The organism is Bartonella sp. CL436QHHD (assembly GCF_042195105.1).
Classification (GTDB): domain Bacteria; phylum Pseudomonadota; class Alphaproteobacteria; order Rhizobiales; family Rhizobiaceae; genus Bartonella.
The window spans coordinates 166936-187480 of the sequence record NZ_JBHINR010000023.1 but is presented as its reverse complement, the minus strand read 5'-3'; the positions used below and the strand labels follow the sequence as shown (position 1 = coordinate 187480).

The 20545-nt window shown below is 36.5% G+C and carries 20 protein-coding genes and 1 tRNA gene; 5 read left to right on the top strand and 16 right to left on the bottom strand.

From position 1 onward, the window contains the following. The first annotated feature begins 223 nt into the window (after positions 1–223). Complete coding sequence (locus ACFIKN_RS03150; protein ID WP_375653714.1) at positions 224–2266, top strand: ATP-binding protein; 2043 nt, start codon at positions 224–226, stop codon at positions 2264–2266. A 169-nt stretch (positions 2267–2435) separates the two neighbouring features. Here ACFIKN_RS03150 and ACFIKN_RS03145 read toward each other — a convergent pair whose 3' ends face one another. The 5 genes from ACFIKN_RS03145 to folE all read right to left on the bottom strand — a co-directional run bounded on the left by ACFIKN_RS03145 (position 2436) and on the right by folE (position 7135). Further along, a complete protein-coding gene (locus ACFIKN_RS03145; protein WP_375657897.1) occupies positions 2436–3593 on the bottom strand; it encodes a tyrosine-type recombinase/integrase in 1158 nt (385 codons plus the stop codon). Between the two features lie 698 nt (positions 3594–4291). Further along, positions 4292–4798 carry a hypothetical protein gene (locus ACFIKN_RS03140; protein ID WP_273791370.1) on the bottom strand — a complete coding sequence of 169 codons (507 nt, stop codon included), beginning with the start codon at positions 4796–4798 and terminating at the stop codon, positions 4292–4294. Between the two features lie 137 nt (positions 4799–4935). Next, on the bottom strand, positions 4936–6108 hold the full coding sequence (locus ACFIKN_RS03135) for an alpha/beta hydrolase (RefSeq protein ID WP_375657896.1): 1173 nt from the start codon (positions 6106–6108) through the stop codon (positions 4936–4938). A 193-nt stretch (positions 6109–6301) separates the two neighbouring features. Further along, positions 6302–6386, bottom strand: a tRNA-Leu gene (locus tag ACFIKN_RS03130). Positions 6387–6523: 137 nt separating this feature from the next. Next, positions 6524–7135, bottom strand: a complete 612-nt coding sequence (gene folE / locus ACFIKN_RS03125) for a GTP cyclohydrolase I FolE (RefSeq protein ID WP_273791372.1) — start codon at positions 7133–7135, stop codon at positions 6524–6526. Positions 7136–7260: 125 nt separating this feature from the next. Between folE and ACFIKN_RS03120 the strand changes: the two genes are divergently transcribed. The 3 genes from ACFIKN_RS03120 (at position 7261) to thrS (ending at position 10128) form a co-directional block, all read left to right on the top strand. Further along, positions 7261–7689 (top strand): iron-sulfur cluster assembly scaffold protein, encoded by a 429-nt coding sequence (locus ACFIKN_RS03120; protein WP_273791373.1) that lies wholly within the window; start codon positions 7261–7263, stop codon positions 7687–7689. Then, positions 7690–8040, top strand: coding sequence for a membrane protein insertion efficiency factor YidD (yidD, locus tag ACFIKN_RS03115; RefSeq protein WP_375657895.1), 351 nt, complete (start codon positions 7690–7692; stop codon positions 8038–8040). A 111-nt stretch (positions 8041–8151) separates the two neighbouring features. Beyond that, entirely contained in the window at positions 8152–10128 is a 1977-nt protein-coding gene (gene thrS, locus ACFIKN_RS03110) for a threonine--tRNA ligase (RefSeq protein ID WP_375657894.1), read from the top strand. Between the two features lie 1049 nt (positions 10129–11177). Here the strand turns inward: thrS and ACFIKN_RS03105 are convergent. From ACFIKN_RS03105 to ACFIKN_RS03085, 5 genes are all read right to left on the bottom strand, one after another. After that, positions 11178–11681, bottom strand: a complete 504-nt coding sequence (locus tag ACFIKN_RS03105) for a MerR family transcriptional regulator (protein ID WP_273791376.1) — start codon at positions 11679–11681, stop codon at positions 11178–11180. Between the two features lie 196 nt (positions 11682–11877). After that, positions 11878–12192 carry an integration host factor subunit alpha gene (locus ACFIKN_RS03100; RefSeq protein ID WP_273791377.1) on the bottom strand — a complete coding sequence of 105 codons (315 nt, stop codon included), beginning with the start codon at positions 12190–12192 and terminating at the stop codon, positions 11878–11880. 77 nt (positions 12193–12269) lie between these two features. After that, a complete protein-coding gene (locus ACFIKN_RS03095; protein ID WP_273791378.1) occupies positions 12270–13244 on the bottom strand; it encodes a beta-ketoacyl-ACP synthase III in 975 nt (324 codons plus the stop codon). A 49-nt stretch (positions 13245–13293) separates the two neighbouring features. Continuing rightward, positions 13294–14364 carry a phosphate acyltransferase PlsX gene (plsX, locus tag ACFIKN_RS03090; protein WP_273791379.1) on the bottom strand — a complete coding sequence of 357 codons (1071 nt, stop codon included), beginning with the start codon at positions 14362–14364 and terminating at the stop codon, positions 13294–13296. A 145-nt stretch (positions 14365–14509) separates the two neighbouring features. Continuing rightward, positions 14510–15067: a DUF177 domain-containing protein gene (locus tag ACFIKN_RS03085; RefSeq protein ID WP_273791380.1), complete on the bottom strand. Its 558-nt coding sequence runs from the start codon at positions 15065–15067 to the stop codon at positions 14510–14512. 221 nt (positions 15068–15288) lie between these two features. Between ACFIKN_RS03085 and ACFIKN_RS03080 the strand changes: the two genes are divergently transcribed. After that, positions 15289–15768 carry an outer membrane protein assembly factor BamE gene (locus ACFIKN_RS03080; RefSeq protein ID WP_273791401.1) on the top strand — a complete coding sequence of 160 codons (480 nt, stop codon included), beginning with the start codon at positions 15289–15291 and terminating at the stop codon, positions 15766–15768. Positions 15769–15844: 76 nt separating this feature from the next. On the opposite strand, the gene nusB is transcribed toward ACFIKN_RS03080, so the two are convergent. From nusB to glyA, 6 genes are all read right to left on the bottom strand, one after another. Further along, on the bottom strand, positions 15845–16315 hold the full coding sequence (gene nusB / locus ACFIKN_RS03075) for a transcription antitermination factor NusB (RefSeq protein ID WP_273791381.1): 471 nt from the start codon (positions 16313–16315) through the stop codon (positions 15845–15847). Between the two features lie 2 nt (positions 16316–16317). After that, positions 16318–16773 carry a 6,7-dimethyl-8-ribityllumazine synthase gene (locus ACFIKN_RS03070; protein ID WP_273791382.1) on the bottom strand — a complete coding sequence of 152 codons (456 nt, stop codon included), beginning with the start codon at positions 16771–16773 and terminating at the stop codon, positions 16318–16320. An 81-nt stretch (positions 16774–16854) separates the two neighbouring features. Beyond that, the gene (locus ACFIKN_RS03065) at positions 16855–17472 is read right to left on the bottom strand and encodes a riboflavin synthase (protein ID WP_375643171.1); all 618 of its coding nucleotides are present in this window, start codon (positions 17470–17472) and stop codon (positions 16855–16857) included. After that, positions 17454–18581, bottom strand: coding sequence for a bifunctional diaminohydroxyphosphoribosylaminopyrimidine deaminase/5-amino-6-(5-phosphoribosylamino)uracil reductase RibD (gene ribD, locus ACFIKN_RS03060; protein ID WP_273791384.1), 1128 nt, complete (start codon positions 18579–18581; stop codon positions 17454–17456). The genes ACFIKN_RS03065 and ribD overlap by 19 nt, the downstream gene beginning before the upstream one ends. Further along, positions 18574–19056 (bottom strand): transcriptional regulator NrdR, encoded by a 483-nt coding sequence (nrdR, locus tag ACFIKN_RS03055; RefSeq protein WP_273791385.1) that lies wholly within the window; start codon positions 19054–19056, stop codon positions 18574–18576. The genes ribD and nrdR overlap by 8 nt, the downstream gene beginning before the upstream one ends. Before the next feature lie 11 nt (positions 19057–19067). Further along, on the bottom strand, positions 19068–20381 hold the full coding sequence (gene glyA, locus ACFIKN_RS03050) for a serine hydroxymethyltransferase (protein ID WP_273791386.1): 1314 nt from the start codon (positions 20379–20381) through the stop codon (positions 19068–19070). Positions 20382–20545 lie beyond the last annotated feature (164 nt).

The window sequence follows — 20545 nt, the reverse complement described above, 5'->3', positions numbered from 1 at the left end:
CAAATATCCGACTCTAAACATACTCTGAGACGCGCGAAATTCTTTAGAAAATGGTTTCTTAATTTTGCTCGTCTCATGGAGGTGATAGAGAATGTCTTCTTCCATTTAAAACAGTGGATTTCAAAAAATTAAAAATTTGTCTATAATAATAACAAATTGTTAATATACGTGCGTTTAATAGGTATATTTCGTAATATTATCGGCTAAAAAGGTGGGAATAATTATGGAAAACGTCGCAGTTCAAAAACAAGAAAAGAATAAAACTGAAAAGTTTTCTATGAAAGAGAATCTTGCTGGAAGAGTTTGTCGTTTTCCTAAACCGTCCACTGAAATGGAAGCTTTGCAGCCTGTTTTTGAAGCGGTAAGCAACGCTATTCACGCGCTTGAAGATTCTAAGCAAGAAGATTACAAAAGCGCGGGTAACATAGATATAGAAATCAAAGATATAGATAAAAATGAAACACTTGAAATTATAGTTAAAGACAATGGTGTAGGATTGGATGATGAGCACTTTCAAGCTTTTCGCACTGTAGATACTAATTTTAAATTAGAAAAAGGAGGAAAAGGAGTTGGGCGGCTGCTATGGTTGGATGCCTTTAAGAAAATACGAGTTAAAAGTATATTCCTTGAAGAAGATCAGCTTTACCAGAGAAGCTTTACATTTTGTTTGGAAGAGGAAAATCAGATTCTTGATCATTCAAAAATACCTCTTATTAATCAAGAAGTAACCGGAACAGAAATTATTTTTACCGGTTTAAGAGATGTAGCGTACCAAAAATATTTTCCACGCAAAACTGAAGCAATTATCGATCATATTGGAGCACATTTTTTTTCAGATTTAATTTTAGAACAACTTCCTCAAATAACTTTTCGTGATAATCAGATATCTGTCAATTTAGCGCAGAAAGTTAAAAAATATTTAGTAGAAAATAGGGGAGAGATTACACTTGAAACCGCAGATTTTGGTTTATTTAAAATTCGTAATTTTATTTGCATGGCGGATGCTAACCTTAACTTTAAAGGGAAGAACCACTATCTACATCTTTTCGCACATGATCGTACTGTGACTACTGAAAGCATCGATAACCTTATTGGTTTCGGAAAATTTGGAGACCAAGGGCTAGTGTATCATGGTTGCATAAGTGGTCAGTATTTAGATGATAGAGTTAATCAAGAAAGAACGCATTTTTCTTTTAAGAATAAAATATTGAAAAATATTTTACGTTCCGTTGCTAACAATATTGTAGATAGCGTTCTTGCTCCAGAAAATGAAGAGTACGAAGAAAAACGTTTAAATAAATTAAAAGAATTTTGTAGAACACATCCTTCCTATTGTTTTGATAGTTATGAAAAACTATTAGAAAAACTTCCTAAATCTGCAAAGGATACAGAAGACTTTGTTAAGACACTGGCTATTCATAAGCTTAGAAGAGAAAAAAAGCAAAATTCGAGAATTGAAAAAATATACCGTGAAATTACTAAAGGGAATACTAATACATACAGCTTTTCCCAAAAAGTTTCTGAACTTGCAAAAGAAGTTAAAGATGAAGAAACAAGACAGTTAGCAGAGTATGTTATACGTCGTAAAGTTATACTTGATATTTTAGGAGAATTAATAATAGAGGTTAAGAAAAATGTTAATGGTCAAGAAGTCCCGCATCTAGAGAAAACATTGCATGAACTTATTTGTCCAATGCGTGTTCGGGGCGATGATCCTGAATCTCAGAAACCTTCAACGCATGATTTATGGATTATTGATGAGCGATTAACATTTACAAGATACTTCACTTCGGATATGTCTATCAAAAAAATCGCGAAGAATAGTACGAAAGGAATTCGTCCTGATTTATTATGTTATGATAAATTACATGCTCTAGGACTTGAAGGTCGTCTTGATGCAGATCTAGACAAGTTAATGTTGGTGGAGTTTAAAAGACCAGGTCAGAAAAAATATAAACCGGGTTACAACCCCATGGAACAAATAAACATATACCTTAATGAACTTAGAGGACAGCGTATAAAGACATTTGATAATAAGAAAATAAAAATTTCAGAACAGTGTGTTTTTTATTGTTATATTATTGCTGATATAGAAGGTGAACTTAAAACGCAAACGTCTACATGGCAAAAAACAGCTAATGGGCGAGGGAGAACTTTTCCTCTACAGGGGGAATTTCGAGGAACCGTTGAAATAATAGAGTGGTGTGATTTATTAGAGGATGCAAAATTAAGGAATGAAGCATTTATTTCTAGATTAAAGGTTTAATTTTTAGATGCGCGAGACAACCTCTTTGCGCATTTAAAACAATAGATTTCAAAAATTAAAACTTCACCCCCTCCCCACTTTTGATACAGGGAAAAAGAGATTATACCGTAATCTATCCGCTAATCACTTAAGTGTTTCTTAGATACCTGAATCGACAATAGACATATTATCAAGCCTTTCCTGATATGAATACAGCCCACTGTTCCAAGAGAACATGTCGCTGTTCTAAAAAATCCGTTCGCATATAAGCTTTTGTCACTGAACTCCCAACTGAATGGGCAAGAACAGTTTCGGCAATCTCAAATGGTGTTGACGTTGTCTCTGCTATCCAGTCCCGTAAGCTTGAACGAAAACCATGGGGACGATAGGTTAAGCCGCAAATTGTCATATATTTTGCCATGGTGGCATCAGAAATGGGGTTGCCTCTAAGACCAGAAAAGAGAAAACCATTCTTTTCAAAGGGGAGAGTTTTTTCAATAACTCTCAAAGATTCATTACTCAATGGCACGCAAAAATCTAAAACTTTCCCTACAATACCTTTCATGTTTTCTTTTGGTATAGTCCATATCTTTTTATCAATTTGTTCAAGGCGCAAATAGCGCAATGGATATGACCGTGCTCCCGTCAAAATGAGTAACTTCAGTGCTAAATTTGAAAGGATCTTATCATCCAAGCTTTGATAAAATGCCGGAACCTCTTGCCATGGCATAGCAGGAATATTTGTTGATGTCGCACGTGGTTTTCCTAAAAGAGCGCGTGCCTTCATACAAGCCTGTAGATCAACATCTAAACCAAGAGCTGCTGCATATTTCAAACAAATATTGATACGGTTAAGTGCTTTTCGCGCTGTGTCTGCTTTTTCATGCCAAAGGGGTGCGAGAACATTGCGGATGATATTGGCTGTTAATTTTTCTATAGGTAATTTGCCTATGTGTGGAATAACGTGCAACTCTAGTGGAGAAAACCAGCGGCCGTTTTTACCTTCATTTTTCAACTCTGCTTTTTTGCTTTCAAAAGCCGCTTTTGCAATTTCTTGGAAGATATTGCTTTGCTGTTTTAAAATAGTCTGTTCTCGAAAGACAATAGGATCATTGCCTTCTTTAAGAATATCACTATAATATCTTGCAAGCTCACGCGCTTCTTTTAAAGAGAGTTTTGTAACAGGACCAAGTCCCATTTCACGGCGCTTATTGTAGTGCGTATAGCGAAAAAACCAAGAGCGTGTATTGTCTTTTCGAACATTCAACCATAGCCCTGCCCCATCACAATATTTTCCTTGTGGAGAGGACTTTACAAGTAATGCTGATAACCGATGAATCGCCCTCACTTAACGTCCCCTCTCGTCCACCTTTTCAAGCATTGCTCGTCCACCTTTTTTGGTCCACCTTTTAGACCACCTTTAATTTCTGATTTGAGATTTTTCCTTTAATACTTACTTTTTTTATTGAATCATAAAAAGCTATAGACATCAATACGCCCTTACACATCTTTATATACTTTGAATCTTGTTGCAAAAGCCCGATCCACCCTCTGGGGGTACCATATATTTTTTAATTACGTGTAGCTTATTCATTTTCCGAGTGTTTTTAAATCCAAGAGAAGGTAGAGATGAACGTGAATTTACAAAACATGTTATTTTTATCAAACTTCTTTTTTAATGCTTTAAATTCAGCTAATTTATACCAAGGAAAATATTAAAATTTAAGTTTCTAATGAATATACTAACAACTTCATAACATTGGCAAAATTATCCGGCGGGCTATTATTAAAAGAATCAGAAAGTTTTTTGTAAATTCTTTTCACAAACATTTTCTTCAATAAAGCCACCTGATTCATCAGCCTTAACTTTAGCAAAGATATAACCAAAGTCTTCTAAAGCTTTAATGCGATAAAGAGTGTGATTATAAAATACATGTGTTTCATTTTTTAAAGCAAATTCTTTTCTTTAAAAAGGTTATAGCCTTCTATCTAACAGCGTTGTTTGCTGTAAAATTCAAATTATCTATCTGCTCAACTAAAGAACTTTTATTGTTTAGCTTTTGTGCTTTTTTCAAAGAGATGTGGGCTTTCAAGAATAAGCTTTTCTCGTGCTTTTTGTAGCTGTTTAATGACCTCATCAATCTTTGACGGAGAACAAAAAGATTCTTGGCTATTCAACAAATGCAGCCTCTCCTTTCCCTCATATAAACATTGCATCTGAGATTGAAGTATTCTAACTTCTTGAAAAAAAAGACGCCCTGTTTCCTTAAAACCATTATTAAGTGCAAAAAGTTGATCAGAAATGGATAGCAGAATTTGTTTTAAAAAACGCTCATTTTCTTGGCGTTTACGATATTCTAAAATAAGAGCATGGCTTATCTCATCTAACTGTTTTTTTGTAGAATCAATTTGACGCAATAAATTTGGTTTTTCCCCCATATCACCTTTTCTCACCTTCACAAGCATAGCATGAATGTCTAACAACTTAATTGCGGAATGAGATAAATAATCAACAACTGTAGGCGTATTAACATAGCGTTTCCGTGTGATCATCACAAACTCACCTAATGACTGTTTTTTACATTCATCCCGCTATTTATTTTTCATTTTACAAAACCATTCTAAAGAAAGTGCTAAAAAACATTACCTCCAATACATTATTTGATGGAGCTCCTTCTCTCTTTTCACTATCAACGTGGAATCCGTGGAGAGAGAAAACGTACAGGTGTATAAAGGATAAGATGTGTTGTTTTCTCCAACACACTACTACCATCAGCAAGAAGGGCTTGACTAGGTGACAATTCTGTACCTTGCATAATTGTGGAAGCCAAAGAACCTTCTCGAGAAAGAGCCATCAACGTTGGCGAAGATGCAAAGACATTGTGTGCTCCCCCATCCACATGAGAGAAATCAAGAACAGCTATTCCATTTTTACGCAACATTTCAATATCTGAGCCATCGCCCACACGATGATGTCCACCCGTAAGACGTCCTGAAACCGCGAGAGCTTTATCCGTTCTGGATACTAAAATAGCTGTTGGCTGCGGGAGTTTTTTTATATCATTAAGTTGGCGCTCAAATACATCAACATCAATATCGGGTGCAGCCATTAATAAACTTGTAATACGACGAATAGGCCTATATTTTCCCTGTAAAGCTAACGTTCTAAATGCTTCCATTATAACAAAATTGCCCATAGAATGTGCAATAACCGAAATTTGATCAGCATTGGTTTCACTAATAAGCGTTAAAAGCTCTATCAATCCGTCACGGGCAAAATTAGCACTGTCACGATCATAAATATAAAGAGGAACAGATCCGGCAGAAGGCCAAGAATAATGCACAGCGACAACATTTAAAGAATAATCGTGTGTAAACTGTGCTGTACGAAATGTACCATCTGCAAAATTATTATTATACCCATGGATAAAAAGAAAAATTTCTCTTTTTCCTTTTGGCTTTTTTGCTAAAGCAGCATTTAATTGCTGTTTAAACTGTTCTTTATTATCGTATTTTTGCAATGCTACTGCTGCAAAATACTTATCATGTGTAGGTTTATACGCATTTATTTCAACAACTCCCTTTACATGTTGCTGAGGAATTCCTACGTCAACGCGATTATAATGAACTTTATTTGATCGCTCTGCACCATAAGGTTGAGCGTAATTATTTTGCATCATACGACTTGTTGCAACATACACTGGAACGATGGCTTTTGGAGAAACTGGTTTCCCTCCAACTTCCCTTTCTACGGCAGTCATAGAAGGTGTTGCATGCACCCCATGCCAAAGTACAGCACGTGAATCACTACATGCTGACAATAAAGAAATACAAATAAGAAGTGTTAAATATCTCAGAATCATTATACTTCTCACTGCAATTTCACCCCACCTTATAAAAATATAACATTTCAAATGCATAGATAAAGTAATAAAAAACGAAACATTCTTAGAAACACACCAACAAATAACATACAAAAAAGATTTTTCTATAATGTGTATAAATCCCCTCTCTCTAACATAACTTCATCTCATTATAGAGAGACTCACTGCTAACTGGTGCGGTCGAGAAGACTCGAACTTCCACGGGTTGCCCCACAGCGACCTCAACGCTGCGCGTCTACCAATTCCGCCACGACCGCACGTGGAAAGAAAAAACCTTGGTTTTTAGCCTTTAACAAATCATAAAGAAAGGTACAAGCCAATTTTCTTTTTCTCATAATTTATTTTATTCAGACGACTTATAACTTAATAGAGATTACGAGAAATATGGGCTCTACTATGACCTTTGAACCATCATCATAAAATGTGTTTGTGCCGCTTGATCTTTTTCATAATAACCATGAAAGTTTTTTGTAATTGTTGTAGAGCCCTGTTTTTGGATTCCTCTCATAGCCATACACATGTGCTCAGCCTCAATCAATACTGCTAAACCATGAGGCTTCAGATACGTTTTTAACGCGTGAGCCACTTGCGCTGTCATAGCTTCTTGAGTTTGTAAACGACGAGAAAAAATATCTACAACACGTACAATTTTTGAAAGACCAACAATTTTCTCATTAGGAAGATATGCTATATGTGCTTTCCCAATAATTGGGATCATATGATGCTCACAGTGTGAATAAAAAGGTATATTCTTTACGATTACGGATTCATTATATCCTGAAACCTCTTCAAAAACTGTACCTAAGGTTTCTTTAACAGATTGACTATAACCATTAAAAAGCTCGCGATATGCCTTGGCTATACGTTTTGGAGTATCTAAAAGCCCTTCTCTATTTGGATTTTCCCCTATCCATAAGAGTAATGTACGAATCGCTTCTTCCACCTCTTCAATACTCGGACGCTTTTCTTCAGATAAATTTGCGTCTTCTTTAACAACATTACGCATTCAAAAACTCCAAGCTTACTCTATACAAAGCATTTGCTCCATACCTATTTCATTTTGTATAATCTCTATATAAGCGAATTAAAAGTTTAAACAATCACGACTCTCAAAATTTCAGGCAATAGTGCATGATTGATAATATCTATAATGATAAAATACTTAAATATGCTGCACATATAGGCAAAATTGGGCGTCTTAATAATCCTGATGCAACATCAAGAAAACATGCACATCTTTGTGGCTCGACAATCACTGTAGATTTAAAAGTGGAAAATGGTATTATTACGGATTTTGCTCACGAAATACATGCATGTGTGCTAGGGCAAGCTTCGGCTTCACTTTTAGCATCTCATATCATCGGACAAACAACACAAGATCTTAAAATATTGCGTGAAGTTATCTACAAAATGCTAACGCAAAATGGTCCTTCTCCTCAAGCTCCATTTGAGGATTTTTCTTGCTTACAGCCCATTAAAGACTATAAAGTGCGCCATACAGCAACACTACTACCCTTTGATGCAACGATAGATTGCATTCAACAAATTGAAGAAAAATAAATGTTCAAATCACAATCTCAACAAAAAAAATTGACTCGAAATTACACAGGCACTTGGCAAAAAACACCCGGACGATTATTGGGAATTTTCTTAATACGTTTCTATCAAATAACACTTTCGTGCCTTATAGGCAATCAGTGTCGCCATGCCCCGACTTGTTCAGAATATATATATGAAGCGATTGCACGCCATGGGCTTTGGGCTGGTACATGGATGGGACTCTTTCGTATCATGCGTTGTGGGCCCTTTGGAACAGATGGCTTTGATCCAGTACCTATTTCGCTTGGAAATTCTTGCTGTTTTTATAAACCTTGGCGTTACTGGAAAATTTCTGACAAACACAACAAATAATCCTTTTCTTTTTTCATATGTATTGATAAAAAATCAGTCTATAAGCTTTTTACTCAATTTTCACGAAACCATCCGCAATCGTTAGCGGAATTGGATTAAAAGGGTGTTTTTATGTCTTGCTCTATTTCTCTTTTTTTTCCCGATGGTTCAAAACGTAATTACCCCGCCGAAATGACAGGCTTGGAATTAGCAGAATCTATTTCTAAATCACTTGCAAAAAAAGCAGTCGCCTATAGTCTTAATGGTATCACGCGAGACTTATCGGATCCATTGGGACAATCTGGTCAAGTAGAGATTATTACCCGAGAAGATTCACGCGCTCTTGAGCTCATAAGGCATGATTGCGCCCATGTCCTTGCTGAAGCAGTACAAGAACTCTTTCCTGAAACGCAAGTAACAATAGGTCCTGTTATTGAGAATGGATTCTATTATGATTTTGCACGCCAACAACCTTTTACATTAGATGATCTCACTGTTATCGAAAAGAAAATGCGTGAAATTATCCAGCGCAATAAACCTTTTAGAAAAGAAATTTGGTCTCGTGAAAAAGCGAGAAAAATTTTTTCTGAGAAAAAGGAATTTTATAAAGTTGAACTTATTGATAGCATTCCTGAAAATCAAGATTTAAAAGTTTATTATCAAGGGGAGTGGTTTGATCTTTGTCGCGGACCGCACATGCAATCTACAGGGCAAATTGGGAATGCTTTCAAATTAATGAAAGTTGCAGGAGCTTATTGGCGTGGCGATGCCAATAATCCAATGCTCACGAGAATTTATGGAACAGCATTTGCAAATGAAAATGACTTAAAAGCCTACCTTCATATGCTAGAAGAAGCTGAAAAACGTGATCATCGCCGCTTGGGACGTGAGATGGACTTATTTCACTTTCAAGAAGAAGGGCCAGGAATGATTTTTTGGCACAAAAAAGGTTGGAAAATGTTCCAAAATTTAATCAGCTATATGCGTAGACGCCTTGATGATCATCAATATGCTGAAGTTAATGCACCACAAGTTCTCGATAGGTCACTCTGGGAAATATCTGGTCATTGGGGCTGGTATAAGGAGAATATGTTCAAAGTAATTCCAGCAGCAGAAGATTCAGATCATGGGAATGTTTATGCCCTTAAACCAATGAATTGCCCTGGTCATGTTCAAATTTTTAAACATGGTTTAAAATCTTATCGTGATTTGCCTATTAGACTTGCTGAATTTGGACTTGTTCATCGTTATGAGCCTTCAGGCTCTTTACATGGTCTTATGCGTGTGCGTGGTTTTACACAAGATGATGCGCATATTTTTTGTACTGATGAACAATTAGCCGATGAATGTCTCAGTATTAATGATCTTATTTTATCAACTTATGCTGATTTTGGTTTTAAAGAAATTAGTCTTAAGCTTTCAACACGTCCAGAAAAACGAGTTGGATCTGATGCATTATGGGATCATGCAGAAAGTATCATGGAATCTGTCCTTAAAACGATTGAAACAAAATTTGCAGGACAAATCAAAACAAGCATCCTTCCGGGTGAAGGAGCATTTTATGGTCCAAAATTTGAATATACATTAAAGGATGCTATCGGTCGTGAATGGCAATGTGGAACAACACAAATAGACTTTAATCTTCCTGAACGTTTTGGTGCATTCTATATTGATAAAGATTCAGAAAAACGTCAACCTGTTATGATCCACCGTGCTATTTTTGGATCAATGGAGCGTTTTCTTGGTATATTAATCGAAAATTTTGCTGGACATATGCCACTTTGGCTTTCTCCTGAACAAATTGTTGTTGCAACAATTACATCCGAAGCAAATGAATATGCCAAAAAAATAACAGCAAAACTTAAAGCTATTGGGCTTTCCGCAACAATAGATCTCCGCAATGAAAAAATTAACTATAAAATACGAGAACATTCTTTACAAAAAGTCCCCGTAATTTTGGTATGTGGCAAACGTGAAGCTGAAACAAACAGCGTAAATATGCGCCGCTTAGGAAGTACAAATCAAACCCTTTTATCTGTAGAAGATGCAATTAAACAACTCTCAAATGAGGCAACACCTCCAGATTTGCAACGTGTAATAAATGCATAATATCACAGAAGATGGTAATACGTTAATTTTTTTACTATAAATCTTCAATTTTTGTACAAAATGAAATAATTTGATATTGTAGTGTTTTTGTTTCATGCACAACGACCTATCACCAGAAAGAATCGCGTGCTCTCTCTACAAGGTGGTTTGGTGAAAAAGTTGAATGTAAGCTATGAGCTGTTTAAATGCAAACAACATAGACAATTGAATATTAATAATAACATTAATCTTTTACTTTTATAATGAAAAGATGCTGCTACTATCATGGATAGATCATTACGATAATTATAGCAACATCAAGCAAGAAGGCTGAAAACAAGATTATATTTATTAATAAAAAATATGTAAAATTAGCTGAACAATGATATGTCTTATTCGTAAGATAAGCTCTTATAAAAAGACAAGATATTGATTTATAATGGTAATATATCGTTATTCATATTAAATAAGGTTTCGAATATCATAAGCTTCTCTCGTTTTAAATATGTTTATGTTGAATCTATCAAAATCATTTGCTTGCACGAAACAAGCAGAATGAGTGTGTGGATAAAAATTATTGAGAAAGAACTTTTAAAATGCCCACAATGAACCGCCTAAAGTGCTAAGGATTGTTGCAATCATTGAGGACCGACTATAACTATAATGATGATGCTGACTTGCTTCTTTATAAATGTAAAAATAGCAGTACTCAACGAGTTTACCATTAATCATTCACAAGGCATTATAGTAAAATAAGATTAAGAAGCCTTAAGAAACATCTCTTTAAAACAAGCACATGAATTGGTAAGCCAATGGCATTATACATCCCGCAATCTACACTGATGAGATATTGCCTTAATTTTTATAAAGCTAAATCAAAGAAAAATGGCAAAACTCAGCGTTTATTCTTTCTCCTCTTCATATTTTACCAAATTAAAAACTCTTATAAAAAAACTCGTTAAATATACACATACGATACATGACCACTCGTTGAACGTATTAAACTCTGAGCATATCCATAAAACGTCTAAATATCTACGAAACACATATAAAATAAAAAAACATTATTACTATCGTGCTCTATCAAGGACACGCTTACATTCAATGAGTTCAAACAGAATCTCTTGTAACAATGCTTTATCAGTTTTATCTTTGTAAAGATTCACAGAACCGACAGATGTTTCTCCTTCATTCCTCATGAAACTCAAAAGCCCAAAAGAAGATTTCTTAGGCTTATTACTAGCATTTTCAGAAGTTTGTCCTGCATGTTTCTTTTCTATGACCACATTCATAGCATCAAGATCACCATTACCAAATGCAGTCACAAAAGCAACACCATTTTCTTTCAAAAGGCGTTGCACACCTTTTATCGTATAACCCTGATCATATAGTAACTGCTTAATACCATTGAGCAAATCAACATCGACAGGACGATAATAGCGCCTTCCTCCCCCACGTTTCATTGGTTTAATCTGCCTAAAACGTGTTTCCCAGAATCTTAAGACATGCTGCGGAAGCTCCAATAACTCCGCTACTTCGCTAATTGTGCGAAAAGCATCAGAGCTTTTATCCATTTTGCAACACCTTATTTAAAACAAAATAAATTACTTCACAATGACTCATTCTGTCTCAATTTCTCAACAAGATTAGTCAAAAATAAGACCATCATTGACAACTTACTCAACAGTCTTTTTCTAAAAAACAAAGACCCTTATTTTATACATTTTTTTAACAAATACCAAACATACCATGGCATTTATTTATGAGATATCATTTTTTCTGTTTTGCACGATGCGAATCTAAAATTCTCTGTTTAAGGACATTGGCAGCCTTAAACGTCACAACACGTCGCGGCGGAATAGGTGCTTCAACACCTGTTTTTGGATTGCGTCCAACACGTTCATTTTTACTGCGAACCTGAAAAGTTGCAAAAGAAGATAATTTAACCGCTTCACCTCTTACAAGTGAGTTGCAAATCTCATCCAAAACCAATTCGACTAAAGCTGCTGATTCAGTATGTGACAAGCCCACTCTTTTACAAACTACGCTCGCTAAATCTGCACGCGTTACTGTCTTACTTGTCATTATAACCACCTATTAAAATATTTAAAATTACAAAATGACTTATACGTTTTCTTGAAATATGGTCAAGTAGCCATAATTTACCAACGAATAAGAATTGCTCCCCATGTAAATCCACCTCCCATGGCTTCTAACATGATAAGATCTCCTTCTTTTATTTTTCCATCGCAAACAGCTGTTGTTAAAGCCAACGGAACTGATGCGGCAGACGTATTACCATGTTGATCAACGGTAATCACAACTTTATCTAGTGAAATTCCCAACTTTTTAGCAGATGCTTCAATAATGCGCTTATTAGCCTGATGAGGTACAAACCAATCTAGTTGTGAAGAATCCATACCTGCAGCTGCAAAACAATCATCAACCACATCCGTTATCATACCAACAGCATATTTAAAAACTTCTCGTCCTTCCATACGCAAATAGCCTGTCGTTTGTGTTGTTGAAGGTCCACCATCAACATATAGCTTATCTATATAAGCACCATTAGAGCGCAGTTTTGCAGACAATATACCACGCTCAAAAGCAATAGTCCCCTCAATTTCTTGAGCTTCCAAAATAGCGGCACCCGCACCATCACCAAACAAAACACATGTCGTACGATCTTCCCAATCTAAAATTCGAGAAAATGTATCGGATCCAATAACTAAAATTCTTTTAGCCGCTCCACATCGTAAATAAGAATCTCCTGTTGTTAAAGCAAAAATAAAACCAGAACAAACAGCTTGAATATCAAAAGCAAATCCATGGCTCATTCCCAAAGCATGCTGAATTTCAACAGCAGAAGCAGGAAAAGTACGATTCGGGGTGGACGTTGCTAAAATAATACAATCAATGTCTTTTATTGTAAGACCAGCATTTATAAGGGCGGCTTGCGCAGCCTCAACTCCTAAAGAAACAGTTGTTTCATTTTCACTGGCAATATAACGTTGGCGTATTCCTGTACGCTGAACAATCCATGAATCTGACGTTTCAACAAACTTTGCAATCTCATCATTTGATAAACTTCTTTTTGGCAAAGCACTTCCTACACCACGTATAATTGAGCGAATCATTCAGCTCTTACCTTTTCTTCAAATTTTTCATTTCTATTATAAGAGCTTATCATAAGGACTCTCCATTCATCACCGCTTCATCTTCTTGGTCAAGAAGTGTTTCTTTATTCTCATGAAACCGCCGTAAATCAGCCGTTATTTTTTTTAAAAGTCCATTATTAACCATTTCATAACCAACGCGGATAGCAGAAGCAAAACCATTAGCATTGGCACTGCCATGACTTTTTATAACAACACCATTCAAACCTAAAAGCACTCCTCCATTCACCCTATCGGGATCCATTTTATGTTTCAGTATACGAAAAGCACCTCGCGATAAAAAATAACCAAGAGATGTTAAAAAAGAACTGCGCAGTGCAGAGTTTAAAATCTCCCCTATCTGTCGCGCAGTTCCTTCTGCGGTTTTTAAAGCAATATTACCAGAAAACCCCTCTGTCACAACAACATCGACCGTTCCTTTTCCAATGTCATTGCCCTCAACAAATCCTTTATATTCCAATCCTTCTAATTGCACTTCACGCAATATCATTCCTGCTTTTTTTATTTCATAAAGTCCTTTAACCTCTTCCACCCCCACATTTAAAAGCCCAACACTTGGTCTTTCAGTGTGATATAAAGCGCGAAACATACCCGCTCCCATAACCGCCAAATCAACCAACTGACTAGCCGAGGCACCTATTGTTGCTCCAATATCTAAAACGATACTCTCACTGCGCAGTGTTGGCCAGATACCCGCAATACCAGGACGCTCAGCCTCTGCAAGCATTTTCAAACAAAAATACGACATGGCCATAAGTGCACCCGTATTACCAGCAGAAATGCAAGCATCAGCTTCACCATTTTTTACCGCTTCAATGGCGTACCACATTGATGATTTACCACGTCCATTACGAAGTGCTTGGCTTGGCTTTTCATCCATGCGTGTATAACTTTCTGTAGGGCAAAAGCGCGATACAGAATCCAAACAGGGATATTTTTTTAAAACCGGACGAACAGCCTCCTCTACTCCATAAAACAGAAAATAAATATTTGATAAATATTTTTGTACAATTGCTGCTCCTGCAATAGCTGCTTCTGGACCGTAATCACCGCCCATGACATCCACAGAAATTCTAATCACGCTTGCATATCCCACATCTTTTCATTTTTAAATACATATTATGATTTTTGGCTCCTGAACACTCACACAGCACATCTTGCGAAAATATCGCTCCGCAGAAATGCCGTTTAGCATACAAATAGATATTTTTTGTATGTTTTTACAATCACTTCCAATTTTTCAAAACAGAAAATGGAGAGAATTTTTGCTCTGCTTCTTCTAAATTTTCAACCATATTCATCTGTATCCCCTCTTTACGTGGATAATGATTAATAGACAACTCAAAAAACTCTTCCATGATTGCACCAATATCAATTTTATCATCATAAAACACTTCAGGAGTATCAAGCCCCTCCACATCTAAAAACAATTCTCCTGTATCCTCTGATATTTTAGGCTTCATCAAATTTGAATCTTCAGGAACAAAAACAACCTCAATATTTTCACAAAGGATATTTTCTAATGGTTCTAATGTAACAACACATAACTGCAGTATACGCGCTTGCAATAGACCTTTTATACGCACTCCGCGTTTTTTCCACGGGAAAATATGGAATTTTCCCTCACAAGATTTTACTTCAATTAAATTATGGTTCTGGGCTAAATGTGTACATTCTTTTTTATTTGCACAAAGATGAACCCTTATACCTTTAGCAGGTAGAGAACGTACGGATATTGGATAAGCCAAAGCAAATGTCATTTGAGGAACATTTTGAACATTCATTGACAACTCCCAAACATAAAAACGCATAAAGCACTGTGTTTTTATTTATCTCAAGTATTTATGCATTTTTTTCTTTTCTAAAGAAATTCTATATGGCATAATTTGCTTTATAACAGGGAAACTCAGTGTAAGCTACGGTAGATTAAGTTAAAATTAGAAAAAACTTGAGGTTGCCTTCTTGTCCTACATCTCAGTATAAAAAGGAGATATCATTGTTTCAAATGCCTCACATAATAGCCTTAATCAAACGTAAATTATTAATTGGTCTATCAATAGCAAGCATAGGAATGCTTGCTGGGTGTAGTCTTCTTGATTCTTCAGGTTCGAGCCAAATTTATAGAGAGGGCTATGTTCTTGATAAAAATGCTTTAAGTTCTATCTCTATTGGCTCAAGTCAAGAGCAAGTTCTTTTAACTTTAGGGACCCCTTCATTAAAAACAAAATATGATAATGAAGTTTTTTATTACATCTCACAGACACGTTATCGTGGGATGCAGTTTATGAAAACAAAGATTATTGATCGCAAAGTTTTAGCCATTTACTTCAATAAAAATAATCAGGTTGCAAAAGTTGCAAATTACGGATTACAAGACGGTCAAGTGTTTGATTTTATTACACAAACAACGCCAACTGTAACAAAAGAACATCCTTTCTTAATTCAAATTATAAAAGGCCCTGCGAATTTGCCACGCCATAACTAAATCATATAGTCTACATACCGTTTCAATATTATAGGTCTGATACTATCAGACCTAATAATAGGGGAATTTGTAGCTCTTAGAGGCGAACTTTTTTTGCCATACTGTCGAGAACTGCATTAACAAGTTTCGGTTCATCACCTTCAAAAAACGCCTTTGCTATGTCAACATATTCATTCATGACAACCGCAACGGGGACATCTTTACGGTTGATCAACTCCCATAAACCTGCTCGTAAAATTGCTCGCAATATAGAATCAAGACGTGAAAGTGACCACTCTGCTGAAAGCTGTTGATGAAGCAGAGGATCAAGCTGCTTTTGATCTTTTACAACACCCGTTATAATCGCCAAAAACCATTGAAAATCAGCTTCAAGATACTGCTCTCCATCAATATCTTTTCCCAAACGATAAGCCTCATACTCAGCTGCCGTTTCCAACACCCCCGAACCCACGATATCCATTTGATAGAGTGCTTGAACTGCAGCGAGTCTTGCTGCTCCACGTTTATTGGCTGAACGCGGAAAATGTCTGCTTTTTATATCAGCCATATTTAACGATTATCTCCAAATCTCTTTTTTAGAGCGATCATACATAAAGCAGCTTCAGCCGCAAAACCACCTTTATTTTTATCATCTAGTTTTGCACGCACCCATGCTTGTTCTTCATTTTCAACAGTCAAAATACCATTTCCAATAGCCAAGTGCTGATGAACAGTTAAATCCATCAATGCACGACAAGAATCATTAGCAACAATTTCAAAGTGATATGTTTCACCCCGAATAACACAACCAAGAGCAACATAACCATCATACGATATCTTATTTTTTTCAGCAAAAGCTATTGCACTTGGTATTTCTAATGCTCCAGGAACCGTTACAACATCATAACTTGCTTCAGCTTTTTGCAAAGTATTCACTGCACCTCTCAAAAGCGCATCAGAAATCCCCTCATAAAAACGTGCTTCAACAATCAATACGTGAGGCTTTTTACGTATCTCTTTCATCATAATGGAATTCCACAAAAAACGAATCAAAAAAATCAGGGTTATAAAGCATAAAATTCTGAAAACGATCAAGAAAGTTTTGGCTTATTCATCTTCTCTTTTTAAAGCTAAAATTTTTGCAGCATAACGAGCAAGTTGATCAATTTCCAAATTGACCCGATCTCCAATTTTAGCTTGTCCCCACGTTGTCATTTCGAGTGTATGGCGAATAATAAGAACATCAAAAACACAGTCCTCAACACAATTAACAGTTAAAGATGTCCCATTAAGAGCAATAGATCCCTTATTAACAATGAACGGCATAAATTGTCTTGAAACTTTTAAATAAAAACGAATTGCATCCCCTTCATTTTTTTGATCAATGATTTCAGCCAAACCATCAATATGACCAGAAACCAAATGTCCTCCCATTTCATCACCCAATCGAAGCGAACGTTCCAAATTAACAAAAGTTCCTTTTATCCATTGTGCAAGATTCGTTAAACGTAATGTTTCTTCCCACGCCTCGACAACAAACCAATTGGAATCTTCTTGTTTTAATCCTCGTTCTACAATTGTCAGACAAATTCCTGAACAAGCAATTGACGCGCCAATTGCTAAGCTTTCTATAGCATAGCGGGTAGAAATCTTTAAACGCATCCCCTGCTTTAAAGGTTGAACATCTTCAACACAACCAATATCCGTTATAATTCCTGTGAACATAATGTCTTACGTCTCCACTTATAAAAACGGTCATTTCCAAACATTCTTGTCTCAATCTCATGAAACTGCGAGAGATAATTTCCAAAATGAGGGGCTTCAATACGATTTTTGCCTAAAACAATGGGGGTATGAAAACATATCAAATGATCAACACAACCAGCATTCAAAAATTTTTCCCCTGTCTTGACGCCCCCTTCCAATAAAACACTATTAATCCCATGTTTATAAAGCATCTGTAAAAGAGCAAAGGGTTCTACACAACCATTGTTCATCTCGACCGAATAAACAGACACACCATATTGCTCCAATGCATTTTTTTTGCTTTTCTTTGAAAGATCCACATCACAAATAACCCATGTAGGAATTTTTATGGCTGTTTGGACAACTTTTGCATCAAGGGGGATAGATAAATCTGCATCCAAAATAATACGAATTGGTGAGCGCATCTCCATCCCTGGCAAGCGGCAATTGAGTTGTGGATCATCTGCTAATATAGTACCAATACCAACGAGGATAGCATTATTTTGAGCACGTAGAATATGCGTATGGGCATGAGAAAGTGTTCCACTAATTTTTACGCTGCCCTTCTCTCTTTTTCCAACACCATTATCGGCAGAAATTGCCATTTTAAAAGTAACCGCACAGCGTTGTATCTTCCTTATGCACCAATGCGTCCATAAGGATTCAAAAGCCTCTTCAGCTAAAATGCCCTCAACCACTTCAATACCCGCCGCTCGTAAAAGAGCAATACCATGACCATCAACACGCTTGTCACAATCAGTCAGCGCAACAACAACTCGAGAAACACCTGAATCAATAAGTGCATTCACACATGGCGAAGTTTTTCCATAATGCGCACAAGGTTCTAAAGTAACGTAAGCAGTCGCTCCTTGAGCCAAAGAACCTGCCATGTGTAAAGCTTGCACTTCCGCATGAGGACTCCCATGAATAGCTGTTACGCCATAGCCAACAATAAAAGCTCCCGCACCATTATCGTTTTGCACAATTAACGTACCAACAGAAGGATTCCCACCTGTAAGACCGACATGACGTTCTGCTAAACGAATAGCTGCAGCCATAAACCGTTCATCTTGCACTTTTTTATTCATCAAAACGAGATTCTGTATCCGCGATACCCTTTGACAATTCATCTATAACATCGTGAAAATCGCTTGCATTACGAAAATCTCGATACACAGAAGCAAAACGAATATAAGCAATATCATCAATTCTCTTCAATGCTTCCATCACAAGACGTCCAATTTTTTCTGAAGAAATCTCTGGTTCTCCCAAACTTTCAAGCTGACGTACAATGCCAGAAATTGCTCGTTCAATATGATCAGGATCAATATTGCGCTTACGTACAGCCACATCAACTGATCGCATTAACTTATCACGATCGAAGGGTTCACATCGTCCACTTTTTTTAGCAACCAAGAGCTCGCGCAACTGAACACGTTCAAAAGTTGTAAAACGACCACCACAAACGGAACACACACGACGGCGACGAATCACTGCGCCCTCTTCTGCTGGACGTGAGTCTTTAACCTGTGTATCCTCATATTGGCAGTAAGGACAGCGCATCCTTTGTATCCTTAACAAGTGCTAAGATAAGAGTAAAGAGGAAATTGATTCGTTATATCTTTTACCTTTTTCTCAACAGCCATTTCAACGGCATGATTATCTTCATCACTTTTTGCGCTCCGAAGACCATCAAGAACTTCTGAAATCAGATGACCAACTTGAATAAACTCTTTTTCTAAAAAACCACGCGTTGTGGTAGCAGGTGATCCCAAACGAATTCCCGATGTTATAGATGGCGTTTCAGAATCAAAAGGAATACCATTTTTATTGCAGGTAATATGAGCGCGTCCCAAAGCCAATTCAGCACGTTTACCTGTTAGATTTTTGGAACGTAAATCAACCAACAACAAATGATTATCTGTACCACCAGAAACAATATTAAAACCATTACTCTGTAATGTTTTTGCTAAAGTTTTCGCATTAGCGACAACATTGGCACTGTAGCTCTTGAAAGAGGGACGCAAAGCCTCCTCAAACGCAACAGCCTTTGCGGCAATCACATGCATTAAAGGACCACCCTGAAGACCAGGAAAAATTGCAGAATTAATTTTTTTGGATAAAGCCTCATCATTTGTCAATATTAAACCACCACGAGGACCTCGAAGCGACTTATGTGTTGTTGTTGTTACAATATGCGCATGTGGAACAGGTGAAGGATGCACGCCACCAGCAACAAGACCAGCAATATGAGACATATCAACAAGTAGATGAGCACCAATCTCATCTGCAATTTCACGGAATCGCTTCCAGTCCCATAGCCGTGGATAAGATGAACCACCCGCTATAATAAGTTTGGGCTTACGCTCTTTTGCCAGCTGCTCAACTTCATCCATATCAATAATCTGATCTTCTCTACGTACACCATAGGAAACAACATCAAACCATTTTCCTGACATATTAACAGATGAACCATGCGTAAGGTGACCACCAGCATTTAAATCTAATCCCATAAATGTGTCATTAGGCTTCAGTAAAGCTAAAAAGACAGCTTGATTCATTTGGCTACCAGAATTAGGCTGTACATTTGCAAAAGCAGCACCGAAAAGCTGTTTTGCCCTTTCAATGGCTAAATCTTCAACGACATCAACAAATTGACATCCACCATAGTAGCGGTTTCTTGGATAACCTTCTGCATACTTATTAGTTAAAACAGACCCCTGCGCTTCAAGAACCGCTCTTGAAACAATGTTCTCTGAAGCAATCAGTTCAATTTCATGTTGTTGACGCTCAAACTCCCCTCTAATTGCATCAAAAATTGCACCATCAACAGTTTGTAAACTATCATTAAAAAAGCGCTTTTGTGCGTCATTTTCTTGCTGAGTCATAAAACACATTCCTAACATAAAAAAATAAAGTCAAGAAACGATAACACAGCAAACCATGCAAACCAAACATTTTAAACCACTTACACTCAAAAATAATGAAGCAAATATTTATCTTATTCTTTGTTATAAAAACAGCGAAAAACTTCCCTCTCAAGAATGGTAAA

Coding starts and splice junctions, on each gene's coding strand:
- ACFIKN_RS03150 (WP_375653714.1), top strand. CDS start 224: ATGGAAAACGTCGCAGTTCAAAAACAAGAAAAGAATAAAACTGAAAAG.
- ACFIKN_RS03140 (WP_273791370.1), bottom strand. CDS start 4,798: ATGATCACACGGAAACGCTATGTTAATACGCCTACAGTTGTTGATTAT.
- ACFIKN_RS03135 (WP_375657896.1), bottom strand. CDS start 6,108: ATGATTCTGAGATATTTAACACTTCTTATTTGTATTTCTTTATTGTCA.
- folE (WP_273791372.1), bottom strand. CDS start 7,135: ATGCGTAATGTTGTTAAAGAAGACGCAAATTTATCTGAAGAAAAGCGT.
- ACFIKN_RS03120 (WP_273791373.1), top strand. CDS start 7,261: ATGATTGATAATATCTATAATGATAAAATACTTAAATATGCTGCACAT.
- yidD (WP_375657895.1), top strand. CDS start 7,690: ATGTTCAAATCACAATCTCAACAAAAAAAATTGACTCGAAATTACACA.
- thrS (WP_375657894.1), top strand. CDS start 8,152: ATGTCTTGCTCTATTTCTCTTTTTTTTCCCGATGGTTCAAAACGTAAT.
- ACFIKN_RS03105 (WP_273791376.1), bottom strand. CDS start 11,681: ATGGATAAAAGCTCTGATGCTTTTCGCACAATTAGCGAAGTAGCGGAG.
- ACFIKN_RS03100 (WP_273791377.1), bottom strand. CDS start 12,192: ATGACAAGTAAGACAGTAACGCGTGCAGATTTAGCGAGCGTAGTTTGT.
- ACFIKN_RS03095 (WP_273791378.1), bottom strand. CDS start 13,244: ATGATTCGCTCAATTATACGTGGTGTAGGAAGTGCTTTGCCAAAAAGA.
- ACFIKN_RS03085 (WP_273791380.1), bottom strand. CDS start 15,067: ATGAATGTTCAAAATGTTCCTCAAATGACATTTGCTTTGGCTTATCCA.
- ACFIKN_RS03080 (WP_273791401.1), top strand. CDS start 15,289: ATGCCTCACATAATAGCCTTAATCAAACGTAAATTATTAATTGGTCTA.
- nusB (WP_273791381.1), bottom strand. CDS start 16,315: ATGGCTGATATAAAAAGCAGACATTTTCCGCGTTCAGCCAATAAACGT.
- ACFIKN_RS03070 (WP_273791382.1), bottom strand. CDS start 16,773: ATGATGAAAGAGATACGTAAAAAGCCTCACGTATTGATTGTTGAAGCA.
- ACFIKN_RS03065 (WP_375643171.1), bottom strand. CDS start 17,472: ATGTTCACAGGAATTATAACGGATATTGGTTGTGTTGAAGATGTTCAA.
- ribD (WP_273791384.1), bottom strand. CDS start 18,581: ATGAATAAAAAAGTGCAAGATGAACGGTTTATGGCTGCAGCTATTCGT.
- nrdR (WP_273791385.1), bottom strand. CDS start 19,056: ATGCGCTGTCCTTACTGCCAATATGAGGATACACAGGTTAAAGACTCA.
- glyA (WP_273791386.1), bottom strand. CDS start 20,381: ATGACTCAGCAAGAAAATGACGCACAAAAGCGCTTTTTTAATGATAGT.